General features: G+C 32.5%; 13 protein-coding genes. All 13 read right to left on the bottom strand.

Going from position 1 to position 15,728, the window contains the following annotated elements:
• Positions 1-354 precede the first annotated feature (354 nt).
• The 13 genes from tagH to KHA88_RS11865 all read right to left on the bottom strand — a co-directional run bounded on the left by tagH (position 355) and on the right by KHA88_RS11865 (position 15,629).
• Positions 355-1,161 (bottom strand): teichoic acids export ABC transporter ATP-binding subunit TagH, encoded by an 807-nt coding sequence (tagH, locus tag KHA88_RS11925; RefSeq protein WP_213122301.1) that lies wholly within the window; start codon positions 1,159-1,161, stop codon positions 355-357.
• Positions 1,162-1,176: 15 nt separating this feature from the next.
• Positions 1,177-1,995: an ABC transporter permease gene (locus tag KHA88_RS11920; RefSeq protein WP_213098924.1), complete on the bottom strand. Its 819-nt coding sequence runs from the start codon at positions 1,993-1,995 to the stop codon at positions 1,177-1,179.
• Between the two features lie 249 nt (positions 1,996-2,244).
• The gene (locus KHA88_RS11915; RefSeq protein ID WP_213122025.1) at positions 2,245-4,047 is read right to left on the bottom strand and encodes a CDP-glycerol glycerophosphotransferase family protein; all 1,803 of its coding nucleotides are present in this window, start codon (positions 4,045-4,047) and stop codon (positions 2,245-2,247) included.
• A 589-nt stretch (positions 4,048-4,636) separates the two neighbouring features.
• Complete coding sequence (locus tag KHA88_RS11910; RefSeq protein ID WP_213122024.1) at positions 4,637-6,019, bottom strand: polysaccharide pyruvyl transferase family protein; 1,383 nt, start codon at positions 6,017-6,019, stop codon at positions 4,637-4,639.
• 209 nt (positions 6,020-6,228) lie between these two features.
• Entirely contained in the window at positions 6,229-6,465 is a 237-nt protein-coding gene (locus KHA88_RS11905) for a hypothetical protein (protein WP_213098390.1), read from the bottom strand.
• A 73-nt stretch (positions 6,466-6,538) separates the two neighbouring features.
• Positions 6,539-7,741, bottom strand: coding sequence for a CDP-glycerol glycerophosphotransferase family protein (locus tag KHA88_RS11900; protein WP_213122023.1), 1,203 nt, complete (start codon positions 7,739-7,741; stop codon positions 6,539-6,541).
• Positions 7,734-8,132, bottom strand: coding sequence for a glycerol-3-phosphate cytidylyltransferase (gene tagD, locus KHA88_RS11895; RefSeq protein ID WP_213098392.1), 399 nt, complete (start codon positions 8,130-8,132; stop codon positions 7,734-7,736). Before tagD ends, KHA88_RS11900 begins: the two co-directional genes overlap by 8 nt.
• Before the next feature lie 105 nt (positions 8,133-8,237).
• Positions 8,238-9,785: a glycosyltransferase gene (locus tag KHA88_RS11890; RefSeq protein WP_213122022.1), complete on the bottom strand. Its 1,548-nt coding sequence runs from the start codon at positions 9,783-9,785 to the stop codon at positions 8,238-8,240.
• A gap of 16 nt (positions 9,786-9,801) precedes the next feature.
• The gene (locus KHA88_RS11885) at positions 9,802-10,728 is read right to left on the bottom strand and encodes an NAD-dependent epimerase/dehydratase family protein (RefSeq protein WP_213122021.1); all 927 of its coding nucleotides are present in this window, start codon (positions 10,726-10,728) and stop codon (positions 9,802-9,804) included.
• Between the two features lie 34 nt (positions 10,729-10,762).
• Positions 10,763-12,610, bottom strand: coding sequence for a CDP-glycerol glycerophosphotransferase family protein (locus KHA88_RS11880; protein ID WP_213122020.1), 1,848 nt, complete (start codon positions 12,608-12,610; stop codon positions 10,763-10,765).
• A gap of 55 nt (positions 12,611-12,665) precedes the next feature.
• On the bottom strand, positions 12,666-13,841 hold the full coding sequence (locus KHA88_RS11875) for a CDP-glycerol glycerophosphotransferase family protein (RefSeq protein ID WP_213098396.1): 1,176 nt from the start codon (positions 13,839-13,841) through the stop codon (positions 12,666-12,668).
• Between the two features lie 52 nt (positions 13,842-13,893).
• Positions 13,894-14,919: a ribitol-5-phosphate dehydrogenase gene (locus tag KHA88_RS11870; protein WP_213122019.1), complete on the bottom strand. Its 1,026-nt coding sequence runs from the start codon at positions 14,917-14,919 to the stop codon at positions 13,894-13,896.
• Positions 14,916-15,629, bottom strand: coding sequence for an IspD/TarI family cytidylyltransferase (locus KHA88_RS11865; protein ID WP_213098398.1), 714 nt, complete (start codon positions 15,627-15,629; stop codon positions 14,916-14,918). The genes KHA88_RS11870 and KHA88_RS11865 overlap by 4 nt, the downstream gene beginning before the upstream one ends.
• Positions 15,630-15,728: the final 99 nt, after the last annotated feature.

Below are 15,728 nucleotides of genomic sequence, written 5' to 3'. Positions count from 1 at the left end.
TCCATCTCGGTAAGTATAATTACCTAGAGTAAATATAGTCTTTACTCCCGATGTAAATTTAATTAAAAACCATTATAAATAATATTATATGTCGTTTTATGAAGAATTACCAGAGTGTATTTTTAAAGATAACGCTATCACAGAATAATTTACCTTTTCTTCATTGTTATTTAATAATAGAAGATATAGCTTGGTGTTTTTATTTACAATGTTTAACATTCTAGCATAAAAAAATGATGAAATTATCCTCAAAAAAAGGCTGTCCTATTAGTCGTAACTCTCTAGACTTTTAGGACAGCTATTTTATTACTTAACTGAAGATCCGTAGAAATATTCAAGCACCGATTTCCTCTATTATATTTGAAGCGCTAATGCCTTTTGCTGACGCTGCATTGCGTCATTTTTAAATAATTCCTTTTCATACTTCGACATTTTTTTGTATTCTTTCAAAAAGTTTTGATACTTGGGCATAACATCTTCTACTGCACCAAAATCTCTTACCATACCATACTCCAGCCATAAGATTTTCTCACAAAACTTTTTCATTTGCCTAGCGGAATGGCTAACAAAAATCATTGTTTTTCCCCGCTCTTTAAATTCTTTCATTTTTTCAAAGCTTTTTTCAGCAAACGCATTATCACCTACTGATAGGGCTTCATCAATAATTAAAATATCTGGATCAACATTCACAGATATTGCAAAACCAAGTCGTGATTTCATCCCGCTTGAGTAAGATTTGACAGGTTGATCGATAAATTTACCTAATTCTGAGAACTCAATGATTTCTGGTTCCAATGCTTTTATTTCTTTTTTATTGAATCCAAGCATTAAACACTTAAGTTCTATATTATCTCTTCCAGATAAACTTTCTTTTAAACCAGAAGAAACAGCGATTATTGCGGATTCCCCATTCACCTGAACAGATCCTGAAGTTTCCGGGACTATCCCTGCTATTATATTTGACAATGTCGACTTCCCTGATCCATTAATTCCAACAAAACCAATAACGTCGCCTTTTTCTGCTTCAAAGTTTACATCTGCTAACGCATAAAAATCTTCTCCGTAACTTTTAGGCGTAACCAAATCTAAAAGGCGTTCTTTTGTACCGTTATATAACTTATACTTTTTTATAAGATTTTTAGTAATTATAGCCTTTTCCATTCTCATCACGACCATTTATAAGTAATCAATAAAATGCCTTCTGAATTTAACATGCAGCATAGAGCCAAATGATAACAACACAATGACTAATCCCCAGAAATAAAGGGTGTACTGCCAATGCTCAATGAAATACCAATCTAAACCAAAAAATGCTGAACGATAACCTTCAATTAAATAATACAATGGATTCAATTTTAATATGGTTATTAATGGTTCTTCTAATATTGTTATTTGCCATAGTATCGGTGATAAATATAGAACCATACGAAGAACAGCATTTATAAACATATGAACATCTCTGATTATTGTTGAAAAGGTTGAGGTAATAAGAGCTATAGCAAATATTAAGCAAAAAGAGGCAAAGATAAAATAAAATATCTGTATAAAGTAAATACTCAAATAATAACCTGATACCTGGAAGATAATAATTGTAATTCCAAGCATAATTAAGTGGATATAGAATTGTGAGAATATCGCAAAATTCGGAATCACACTCATTGGAAAATTCATTTTAGATAGCATGCCAAGTCTACTATAAATTGATTTGGATCCTAAAATAGTGGCCTGATAGAAGAAGTTCCATAAAATAAAAGCTCCTAAAAGCCAATAAATAAAAGGTACAGTCATCCCGGGAGCTACTTCAATATCAGCCCTTTGGCGAATACTTCCAAATACAAACCAATAAATGAGAATTTGAATAAGCGGGTTGATCACTTCCCATGCTGTCCCTAAATAATTGCTTTTATGTTTACTCTTTAATTCATATAAAGAAAGACGTCTGATTAAATAAAAGTTTTCTATTTGCTCTTTGATAACGATAAACGCAGATTTCATAAACATGTCCTTTCAGATATCTTTTAAATATTTCCTCTAACCTTCCGTTATTATACAAGCAGCAAACATAAAAAACAAATGAAATCAGGCTTACATCTATTGGCAATAGGCCTGTGTAGTATATTATCTTTTAAAATACTTTCCTTAAAACACATTCACTAGCATGCCATCTTCCGGGTAGCGAAACTTTCCATATAAAAATAAAAAGACATAGAGATTCGTCTCTCTCTACGTCTTATTTTTGCTTACTTAACTATTTGAATTTAATACTAATTGATCCACCACGCGCTCACTAGCCTTACCGTCTTGATAATCAAAAAAGTAATCCCTAAATGGTTTTATTTTTTCTTCGCCAAAATCTTTATTCATAATTTTCTCAATTAATTCATCTGTCGTCTTTACAAGGTGTCCCGGAATGAATGACTGATATTCAAAATAAAAACCCCGTTTACTTATATATTCTTCTACATCATGAGCAAAAAATAACATTGGCTTGTTCAATAAGGAATATTCAAAGCAAATTGAAGAATAGTCAGTGATTAACAGATCGGTTATTAATAACAGATCATTGACTTCCCTATAATTAGTAAAGTCATAAAAGAAATCGGCATATGGATAGGGAATTGTTACTTTATTTAAATTAATGAAATGTAACTTAAAGATAAAAACAAATTCGTCTTTCAAATTTTTATACATTTTATCAAAATCTAAATTTTCAATTGGATAATGCGCTTCTTTCCTTCCGCGCCCCCTAAAAGTAGGTGCAAATAATATTACTTTTTTCCCTTTCAAAAAAGGATATTCTTCATATATTTCTTGTGTTTTTTCACTTTTATAGCTTTCATCAAAAAATACATCGGTCCGAGGAATTCCTAGAGGGTAAATATTTTCTTCATTGATATCAAAGCCTTCAGCATATAGAGCAGCAACATTTTTTGAACTTACAACTGCTTTCGTATAATTTCGATGATCTTTGGAATCAATTTTAGGTCCGCCTGGCTGCCCTATTCTACTATATCCGAACTTTTTAAAAGCTCCAGCACCATGCCATAATTGAATTAATTCGGCGTCTTTTCGAATCTTCAAAGGCGAAATCATCGGATAATTTTCTTCTAAAAAGGTAATTCTTGAAGTTGCTACATAATTTGCTAATCCTATTATTTCTGAAAAACTTTTTTTTACAAAACTGTTTTCTTTAAACATAAATTTATAATCGTATTGAAGATTTCTTCTTTGCATCGCCTCATAAACAAACAACAAATTTCCGCCTATTTCTTCACGACTATCGGAAGCAAATAAAATGCGGTCTTTTTTGACAGGCAAAAAAATGACAAATAGATAATAAAAAAAGATAAACATTCTCGTCCTCATAAAACGATAAATCAGACCTGGTCTTTTAGTCTTGTTTTTTATATCACCATAAAGTGAACTGGGATTAAAATCTTTTAATTTAGATGATTCTAATAGCATACTTTTAGTACTGATGTCATACGTAACCATAAGATTGTAAAGTAATTGTGATTTTGCGGAGAAATATTCCATTTTAGTGCTATAAAAATCATTCTTAAGAAATGGTCGTATATCACTTAAAGGCACCCTTTGTAAAATCCTTTTTTTATTTTTAAATAATTCAATTTCTAAAAATACATTATATTTTCCTACTGGTAAAGGCATTTTTTTATCATATGTTACCCTCGCCAAGTTAATAACACCAGTAAATCCCGCCCACTTATAAATATTATCAATTGCATTTACTAGTTTGATTTCAGATATCATTTTATCTTCTAAAGTAATGAATAGTTCTTGATTTTCCTTACTGTCTTTTAAAACTAATCTTTTAGTAACATTTAAGTTTTTAAGTAAAGGAATGGTCTTTATATAAATGAATCCTTCAATAGTTAGTGTCGCACCATTCCATTTCATATTTGTGATTTGATAATCAATCTCATAATCTCCCTCAATCGTTACACTTAAACTAGAAGATAGACCACTCATTAAGTCGTTGTTACCTATTGAATTATTTACAGTTTTGTCAACTTTTTTCTTGAGCATAATAATCTTAACCCCCTTGCTGACTAATGTATAATTTAATATTAAAATATGATTCCGACTTAAAAATGATTTGAAATTGGATAAAAATACGGAAATTCTTATTCTTCTATAGAGGAAATATCTTCATAACAATTCTATGAAAGCGCTTAATATATTGGATAGCAGCATAAAACAAATATATGCTCTACTATAGGAAAATATAAATTTTAAAAAGGGAACACGGTAAAAGCCTATAAAAAATCATCGTTCAATACTTTTTGCCTATAAAACTTATTATATCACCATTTTTTGGAAAGGGAATTATTTTTATATATTATCTTTAACATTTTAGCAGGTTGAGAGTCTAGAGGCACGGCATAACAGAAAATTCATTTTGTCGGCTTTGTAATAGTTAATTAGCTCTCTATTTCCAAACAAAAAAAGGACTGTCCAAAAATGGATAGCCCTAACGAATATCTATTTATGTTTGAATGGTTAATTCCTTCTGCCAATTTAAGTAAAGGAACTGAAATGAAAAAGAGATAGCAAAAGCTATCCCTTTAAAGGTAATTCCTCTATGCTGCAAAACAAAGTTGCTCGATTGCAAAATTTATTTTGAAGCAAACATGTTTGCAGTTTTCAAAGCTAAACGTACTGATTTTCTATTCAATGTGCCTTTATAATATTTTAGTGCTTTGTCTTGTTCGGTTATTCTTTTTCTTTGCTCTTTAATTATTTTATCTTTATCAGCTAATTTTTTTTCTTCAAATGGGAAGTATTTTTCCCAACGTTCTACCATTTCTTCTAAAGTACAGCCACTAATTGTAGTTAGTGGAGGCTGAAGCTCAATTTTCGATAGCTTCTCTTCTAAAGGTACGATAGCAGGTGTCATGGTATCTTTATAAATATGGTTTACGTTGTTTTTATTTAAGAAACTAATATATTTATCGAAATTTTCACCTTGCTTCTTAGTAGGTGATTGAAAATCAACTTTTTCAATTAAATCTGAGAGCTTCGTTTTATCAGTAATTTCATTCGCCATCACATGTGTCAAGCTATGATATTCTGCTAATTCTCTCATCCGCGCGTCTTTAGGAAGTAAAATGCTAGGCGTTCCAGCAATTGTTGCTGTAATATTACCATGGAGCCTAGCTCCAAAGCTCAAATCCGCCTGTCTTAGAAAATCTAACCATGTCGGTACATTTAAAAAGAATCGGACTCTATCATTCATATAGGTAGGGTCTGACATTTTAACTGGATAATTATTACTCGATTTTGCTACAGAAGGAGTTCCCGCATAAACCAACTTCATCTCCTTCATCCATTGTGGAATAAAGTAATGATTCGGATACTCTTCCATACCTCTAGTAATAAAATCTAAGACATTTTTAGGAGAAAGTAGTGATGAGTTAACACTAACAATTGAATCTTTTGTTATATTAGTTTCGCGTATATGCAATTCTCTACCAAATGTGTACATTGAAGGACAACCGATTACGGTATGGTCAATGCCTTCACGGAAGCCTAATCCTGAAAGGTATTTAGACGTAATTTCACCTCGAAGACCGATCATACTAGACTTCTCTAATACAGCACTAACAAAGTCTCTCACGTCTTTATCAAAAGGGAAGCCTTCATTTAACTTAGGTTCAAATGGAGCGCGTAAACCTACACCAATTACTATTACAGGAATTTTAAGCTTTTTAATTAATTTAGTAAATTTACGTAATGACGGTACGAATTGTTCACGAAACGCGTCAGCCAAAGGAATGATATAACAATCATATTTTTCATTAATTTCATCTGCTCTTTTTGGATCATAATTATAATAGTCCGGAGTGATTGTTGTTTCCTCAGTCATTAGCGTTCTAAAAATACTATATGCATATACTAAGTTCCCAACATTTCCTCCAATAGAATTATCTACAATCATTCGAGCTGCATCAAAAGTGTCAAGTGGTGACATGCCAGCTCTTATTAGAATATTTTTCATTTTTTTAAAAATTGCCCCTTTCAGGTATCAGCATTTCTGCTGTAAATTATACTATAAAGTGAGTCAGCCTTATGATAAGTTAAAGAATCATTAAAGTCAATTGACTCTTTCTGTTATAAAAGTGAGATGTTTCCGCCCATACCATTTATATCTTTAGTACAAAAACACTATTATTCTTATTCGCGTTCTTCCCCAAATCGATTAGTAGATTATTCAGTTGTTTGCGAACATTCCATTGCTTTAAGCATCCATTCATCTGCTTTCTTTTCCAGCCATTCGAAGTCTCTGTCTGCTTTTACAATTTTTCCTTTTAAAAATTCATTCTCATTCCAAAGCAGCGTGACTATCTCCACAAGTCTAAGGCCATATTCCTTTGTTTTCGGTTCATGATCGATAGTCTCAAAGTAATGTTTTAACTTGGTTATTTCATCTAATTGATTATTCAAGTTTTCTCCCCCTCGAATAGCATTGGAATACAATCTATGCTATTCGGGGAGATATGGATTCATACTTGTTTAATTACTTGTAGTGACCTTTTGCTCTTACAGCAAATGAATCTTTTTCAAACATATACTTAACTAACTTTTCGCTGGAATTACCTGTTGAATACTTATTCCATTTTCCGGCGTAATTTCTAACTTGCTCTAAATCGAATTGATTTTCCTTTATAAGATTAATAATATCCACCGTCTTTTTAACTACAGGGCCTGGAACCATATTTTCATAATCGTCCCATAAACCTCTTTCTTTCTTATATGTATTAAGATCATAGGCAAAGAAAATCATTGGTTTATTTAATAATGAAAATTCATACGGTATCGATGAGTAGTCGGTTATCAAATAATCGGATATTATGAGCAAGTCATTGATGTCATAAATAGAAGAAGAATAATCATAAACAAATCCGGGATAAAGCTCAGAATAATTACTTACATGCTTTATTGCCGGATGTAACCTTAGGAGGACAATATAATTAGGTCCTAATTCATCGAACATTTTATCAAGCTCTAGTTCCATCTGAAAATGGTCTAATTGCTGATCACGATAAGTAGGGGCATATAGGATTTTTTTCTTGTTCTTTAATGCCGAATTCCCTTCAATCAGCTTTTCAATCATATTATGTTGAATTTCATTATTATAAAAAAAGTCAGTACGTGGAATACCCGAGCGTAAAATATTTTCATCAGAAATGTTAAAAGCACTCTTAAAAATGTCAGCCATTATGTCTGATCCAACGATTACTTTATGAAAATTTTTATATACGCGAAAAAAGCGCTCTTGCGCCCTTTTACTTCGCTTTTCAACGGATATATCTTCTGCACCAAACTTTTTTATGGCTCCAGAAGCATGCCATAGCTGAATACATTCTACCCCGCTCTTAAAATTTGTCGCAGCTAAAAAGCCAAAATAGTTATCAATTAATATATATTTTGATGTTGCCAAGTGAAAGATTCTCCTGAAAAAATCAAATATATTAAATGTATCTAAAGGAATTAATGTCACATCATTATGAGATGTAAAATAGGCGCTGCTTTTTCCTTTATAAAGGACGACAATATCCACCGGCCTTTTTTGTTTTTTAATCTCATCATATACATATTTGCTATTATCACCAAAGGTAATGACAAAAGTCACTTTATCTTTAAGCGGGAACAGTTTAAATAAATTAAAAAAAATCTTATAACAAAGCAAATAGAATGTAATAAGTGTATCTCTAATCATTGGTCACACTATATAAATCAGTCTTTATTTTAGATGTGGATATCCCAAGGGTACGGGGTAAATAGATCACTTCGCAATGTTTTTCAAGAAAATCGAAATGCCCCTTCCAATCATCACCCATGACAAAGATGTCGATATTATGATCTAATACATCTTTTATTTTTTGGTCCCAGCTATATTCCGGAATCACTTCATCAACAAACCTGATTGACTCAAGAATAATTTGACGGTCTTCATAGCTATGATAAGATTCTTTTTTCTTTTCCTCGTTAAATTCATCCGTGGAAAGGCCCACCACTAAATAATCTCCTAAATCTTTAGCTCGTCTCAACAGATTTATATGTCCAATATGAATTAAATCAAATGTGCCATATGTTAAAATCTTCTTCATTTTATCAACCCCTTACCGGGTTTATTAAAGGTAATAAACTTACGGTTTAAATGAATTATATTCAATATAGCCAATGAATGCTATTTCTTTTATTAAAATCCGAGACTAATTATTATTTTCTAACTGGTCAAAGAGGGTTATCCATTGTTGGCAAACTGCTTCTTTAGAAAATTTACTTAAAACATAATCATGAGCCGCTTTCCCCATTGTCTTTACCTTTTTTGGATTCTTCAATATTTCTATAATCCGGGATGCTAATGCAGATTGATCACCTTTAGAGACAAGATAGCCAGTTTCACCATCTTTAATAATATCGCTCATTCCGTACTTAACATCATAGCTGATCACTGGTATATTACATGCCATTGACTCTAAGCTTACAACATTAAGCCCCTCAAATTGGGAAGTGAGGATGGTCACATTCGTTCTACCTAATACTTCTCCAATTCTTGTCGTATAGCCCTTTAAAAAAACATTTTTTTCAAGGTGTAATTCGTTGATTATTCGTCTTAGTCTATCTTCATCTTCACCATGACCGTATATTTCAAAGATTGCATCGGGCACTTCTTTGACCACTTTTTCGAAAGCCATAATGGCTTCATCTATTCCTTTTTCAGGATGGTACCTAGCAATCATCGTGACGAGATGTGGAATTCGATTTAGTTTGTAGTTCGTAATAGGTGTAATAAAATTTGGAATGACATATACGTTTTTATAGTCTCCAAATTGCTTCACGATATCCTTCTTCTGGGATTCAGTCAAAACTACCAATGCTTCCTCATTTTTTAAGTTTTTCAGAAGCGTAACATGATCCTTTTTTATTGGGCTTCCAAACTCATGTGGTGTATCAAAATGATTTGTATGGACGGTATAGATTCGATATGCAACCTTAGGATCCATACTTAAAACTTTAGAAGCTGATCCTACCCCATCACAAATAAGGAACGGCTTTTCGTTTTGCTCGCGACAAAGCTCATTAAGCCATTGTACGTGAAATTCTTTATTATTCTTAAATTCATTTACTTGCTTCGTAATTCTATTGAACAGAAATATCTTTTGGATTTTTCCATTTTTATGATCAAGCCATTTGCTTAAAAAACAAAAACCATCTTTTGTGAAATGCTGTTCTTCTTTCGGTTTATTACTTATTAAATCAAAGTAAATCTTCCTATAAATATATCCGCCTTTATGAAATTCTTCTCTGGAAACTCTGTTTCTATTTTCATCAAAATAATCAATATGTGTTAAATAGCCATCCTTCGACCATTTTTTATATTTGATATATTGTCCATTTTGAAAATACCTTGCGAAATGATTTTTTTCATATTCATTATCCTGAACGTAATACCATTTTTCCTCAAGAATGGATACAGCTTTGTAGTTCTCTCTTTGCTCGTCTTTCATATATCCAGAACAATTTTTATCTCGGTAATAATTATGTACATTTAAGATATTTACCTTTGGTGATAGTCTTCCATCTTTTGTTAATTTCGCTCTTATTTCATCATAGTTACTTTTATAATCTAAGCTGACTAAATCAACATCATATCCATACCGATTACTTAATTCGGCAGATCTGCTAAGTATTACACTCGTAATTCCGCCTTTATTCACATCAATATCATAAAGCAGCATAAAAACCCTTTTACTCAAATTATTCCCTCCCTGCCTAATAATTTGAAGAATAAAATTTATATGTTTCTATTAAACCGTCTTTAAACGTAAATTTCGGTTCCCATGCTAATTCAATCTTTGTTGTTTCATTACTTAGTACACTTTTTTTTATATCGCCAACACGCTCATTTGTATATTCAGGTTTATCTGATAAAGGTCCAATCTCCATCATCAAGTTCAACAACTGATTTAAACTGAGTTCCTTACCTGAAGATACATGGAGTTTTTTTTTACTGCCTAAATGTAATGCCTGGATATTAGCGTCTACAACATCCTCAACATAAATAAAATCTCGCGTTTGCTCACCATCGCCAAAAATAGTCAGTTTCTTACTCTTTGCCATTTTATCCATAAATATAGAAATTACTCCACCCTCACCCATGGCATCTTGCCGGGGGCCATACACATTAGAATATCTTAAGATTGTATAATCTAAACCATATAGATTAGCGTTCATTTCTAAATATTTCTCAACAGCATACTTTGATACGCCGTATGGTGATAATGGCGAGATAGGGTGAGCTGTATCGATTGGCAGATATAATGGATCCCCATAAACAGCAGCAGTTGATGGATATATCACTTTTTTAACATTTGCCTTTATCGCAGAGTTGATGACATTGATTGACCCACGGATATTTATTTCTTCGTCATATAAAGGATTAATAATTGAGTTACTCACACTTACATGAGCAGCCTGGTGAATAATATAATCAGGCTGCTCATGTATAACTATTTCCTCTAACTGTGGATCTAAAATACTGCATTCAAAAAAAGTGACGTTTTCGAGCGAAATATTGTTCTTTTTTCCGCTCGATAAATTATCTACTATTATCACTTCATAACCATTCGTGACTAATTTATCAGCAATATGAGATCCAATAAATCCACAGCCTCCAGTGATCAAAACCTTCTCCGCCATGTAACCACCTCTATCCCATTTATAATTAGGAGAATTAGTATGCAGAGTTCTCTTCTTGTTCTGGTTGTCCTAATATCAGTTGGTCAACAACACGCGAACTCGAATTCCCATCATAATGATCGAAGAAATATTCGACAAATGGCTTTATTTTTTCCATTTTATAATCCGATTCATTGATAGTTTCGATAATATCATCAGTAGAACGTACAAGCGGACCCGGGATAAACGAACTAAATTCATAATAAAAATCTCTCTTTTGAATGTATTCCTCTACATCAAAGGCAAAGAATAGCATTGGTTTATTTAATAGGGCAAATTCAAAACAAACTGAAGAATAGTCTGTTATAAGTATATCTGTTACGAATAACAAATCGTTAATTTCCCTATATGAAGAGAAATCATAAAAGAAATCTTTGTATTGATATGGTATGCTAAAGTCATTTTTGACGAACGGATGTATTTTAAATAAAAATACATATTCGTCTTTCAACTCATGATATAGCTTTTCTAAATTAAGAACTTCCATTGGGTAATGTGCAGATTGCTGACCATTTCCTCGAAATGTTGGTGCAAAAGTAATGACCTTTTTATTTCGTAGAAAAGGATACTCTTCGTACAATCTCTCTTTCACTTCAGCCTTATACTGATTATCAAAGAAAATATCCGTGCGAGGGATTCCAGTCGGTATCACTTTCTCCTCTTCAATACCAAATCCTTCAGCATAATATTTAGCAATATGTTTAGAACTTACGATTGCTTTTGTATAATTACGATGATTGATAGACTTCGGTGACGGTCCTCCTGGTCGCCCGAGACGGCTAAATCCAAAAGTTTTAAAAGCACCGACTGCATGCCAAAGTTGTATCAACTCTGCATTTTTGCGAATTCTCAGTGGGTAGACCATTGGATAAAAATCATCTAAAAGAATAAACTTTGAAGTCGCTAAATGATAAGCAAGTTCCCTTATTTCCTTAAAACTCTTTTTTTCTTCGACACCTTTTTTAAGCACAAAGTGATAATCTAAGTTTAAATTCCTCTGAAGCATCTCGTTATAAACAAATAAAAAGTTCCCATCCATTTCAGTTCTACTGTCAGAAGCAAATAACACTTTATTTACCTTTAATGGACGAAGACAATATATTTTATATAAGAGTCTAAATACAGTGGTATGTAAGAAACGGTAGAAAACGCCTCGCTTATACTTATCTGCATCAATACCCATTTCCTTCGGATCAAAATCCTTTAATTTTGAGGATACAATTTTTAACGTTTTGACTGATTGGTCGTATGTGGCCATTAAATTAAATTTCATTTCTCTTCTTGCAGTAAAGTATTCCATCTTAGCGGAATGAAAACCTTTTTCTAAAAATGGTTCTATATTACCCAATGTGAATTGTTTTTTATAATATTTATCTCCTAATACATGAACCTCTACCTCTAAATAAATTTTGTATTCAGATTCAGGTAGTGGACGATTATTCGCAGCAATTGTTGCAAAGTTAATTTTCCCTTCAAAACCGGACCACTCGTATAGTTCATCTACTTCATACTTAAGTCCAATTTCGCCAACAGTTAAATCTTGTAATGGGAGGATACTTTTAACACCTGATTTATTAATAAGAATCAATCTTTTTTTCACTAAATCTTCATCTAACATTGGTAAATCTTCTAAGTAAAAATAACCTTTAATGGTCATAATAGGACCATTCCATTGTAATGAAGTTATTTTACGTCGAGGAATAAGGTTTTCGTCATCACTGCCTATATCATTTATATATGGCTGAGTTACAATTGATTGATCCATCTGTATCTCATTTCGAGCTGTAGTAGTTTCATTTTTCAATAAAATTCTTTTGATTTTCCTTTTAATTCGAGCAAGCATTCCTTCGACTCCCATCTATTAAAGAAGTGCAAATTAAGAATGAGGATTAAAATCGTTAATCCTCATAATCCTTTTTATTATTACCATTATCAAGCAAATGATTTACTATGCGTTCACTTGCCTTACCGTCAAGATATTCAAAAAATTCATTTCTAAAAGTGGAAATCTCCCTTATATCAGCAGATCCTTTTTTTAGCCATTCACCTAGAGATAACGTTTCAGTAAATAAAGGACCCGGAATAAAAGATTTGTATTCGAAGTAAAAGTCCCTTTCCTTTATATACTCATCTACATCCGTTGCAAAAAATGCAATGGGCCGACATAATAAACTATAATCAAATATGATTGAGGAATAATCTGTAATTAAAACATCCGCAATCGTTAATAATTCCTCGATATTAAATTGTCCATGTATGTGGATTGCAAAATTCTTATCCTGTTCATCAATGTACATGCCTTTATTCATATATGGATGAAGGTGGATGAGCAAGACATAATCGTCACCAAGCATTTTTCTCAATAAGGAGATATCTATAGGACATATGAATTTCTCTTGATAATGGCTTTTCCCACGAAAAGTAGGAGCATAAAGGATTGTTTTTTTATTTTTTAATGTTGGAAATTGAAAATGATATTTTTCAATTATGTTTTGTTTTTTAATATCATCAAAAAACAAATCAGTTCGAGGAATCCCTAACGGGTAGATATGTTCCTTCTGCATGCCAAATGCCTCAGCATAATGAGGAATGACCTTTTGAGAGCTAACATACACTTTAGTATAATTGGAATGGACTTTTACTTGTTCCAGATATTGCCTGCTCGGACCAAAAGACTTACCAATCGTACTTAATCCGAACTTTTTAAAAGCCCCCGCTGCATGCCATAATTGGATAATATCCATTCCACGACGAGGTTTAACTATATAGATTGGAAAATAAAAATCATCAACAATAAAATAGCGGGAGGTTGCAAGTGCGTAACTTGCTTTAACCATATGAATAAAATAATACAACTTTCCAAATTTAGAGCTGTCATATTTTTTAAAGAGAAAATAATAACTGTATCCGAGTTCACGACCTACAAATTCCCTATGTATGTAAAATAAATTTCCTTCCAATTTTTCTGACCGGTATGAAGCGAAGGTCACTTTCTTTTCATTGATAGGAAACAGAAAACTGAACATGAAAAAGGACAGGCGAATGAACGTTTTTACTATTAGTGTTGGAATCATTTTTACATCCACGTTTAAAATCCTGCCTTTCTCATGTCCAGAAAATAACTTTTTATATTTTCCACTCCATAACTGTTTTGCCCCAAGAAGATGTTAAATCCTTTTCAAAAGCTGTAATAATGTCTTGAATTGTCTTTACCTCTTGGATTTCTCCAACAAGAGTACGTAAATATTCCACAAAATCAGGATGTTCTTTCATAAATTCAACTGTATTGACAAAATCAGTACGCCCACTACGACTACTTCCTATGATTGTAAGGCCCTTTTCCAAGATCATTCTTGTATTGATTTCTACCGGATATTCTGAAACACCCATAATGGCAATTGAACCTTCAGGGAATAATTGATCAATCATTTGATTAATCGCATATTGACTACCTTTTCCCCCAACTGCTTCAAAAGCGTGATCTATAAATAGATCATTAGGGATTTCATCAATTTGGTAAGTCTCATCAACAAAGGAGAAATGATCTAATTTATATTGATTTTTGCCAAAAACAATAACCTTGCTATCCTTATATCGTCTTTTCAACATTAAGGAGGTGATATATCCAAGGTTTCCATCACCCCATACTCCAAATACATTACGGCGAGTATGCGCTTTTGCCTCAAAGCGAACGAGTGAGTGCATGGCAATGGTAACAAGCTCTATGAACGCTGAAACATGTGGATTCAATTCGTTTGGAAGTTCCACAAGTCGATCACGATTTAAGAATACATAATCCTGCATAAAACCGTCGTATCCACTTGATCTAAATTTACTTGATCTTAAATAATTCTCCGCAACAATCTCATCTGTCTCAGTCGGTATATTAGGTATCATTACAACAGAAGTACCCGTATCTATTTCCCCTAAAGGATCATAAACAACTTTTCCTATACCCTCGTGAATAAGGGCCATTGGCAGCTTAGTAGCCATCGCTTCTTTACCACGAGTTCCCGTATAATATCTTTGATCTGCTGCGCAAATCGAAAGATGCGAAGGGCGGACAACAACATAATCAGATTGAAGCGATCGATCTTTATAGGTTACCTCAAATTGGCGTGGAGAAACTAAACGATATACTTGGTTTATCATCGTGAAATCCGCTCCTGTATAATAGCATTAGCTACCTTCAAATCATAAGGTGTCGTCACTTTTATATTAAATACTTCGCCCCTAACCAATCTAACTTTTTCGCCATGAATAGAGTAAATTTTACATGCGTCTGTCAAAATGGTTTTTTCCTCTTCAGTCAATGATTGATAATGTTTCACTAGTTTTTTAATATTAAAGCTTTGAGGTGTTTGACCTTGGAACATTGTATCACGGACAGGAATATTAGAGATGAATTCTCTATCCTCTGATTGAATGATCGTATCTATTGCTTCTATTACAGTATCAACCGCCCCATACTCAAGTGCTGCGTCGATATTTTCTTCGATGATCCGATGTGTTAAAAAAGGACGAACTGAATCATGAGTCACAATGACATCGTCATCGTTTATACCAAAGTTTTCTTCAATATATTTAATTCCGCTCATGATCGATTCATTTCGATCTTTACCACCTTCAACTACAACGATTCGATCTAAATCGCCAATATGCTTTTTAATGATATCATTTGTATGATTCATCCAATCCTTTGGAGAAACAATAATAATCTTATCAAAACGGTCGTTTAGTAAAAATTTTTCAATTGTATGAATAATAATTGGTCGGTTATTGAGTGTTAAGAACTGTTTCGGCATATTAATATTCCCCATACGAGTTCCTTTTCCACCGGCAAGAATTTCTGCGTATATCACAAACACCAACTCCTTTTTTTAAGTCTATTTTATTTATATTAACTTAATAAATTCTAGTATGGTTTTGTATCAAATTGTAGAAATTTGATGGTAAAACAC

The sequence above is a fragment of the Lederbergia citrea genome, from assembly GCF_018343525.1.
GTDB classification, from domain to species: domain Bacteria; phylum Bacillota; class Bacilli; order Bacillales; family Bacillaceae_C; genus Lederbergia; species Lederbergia citrea.
This window is presented reverse-complemented; position numbering and strand designations above follow the sequence as displayed.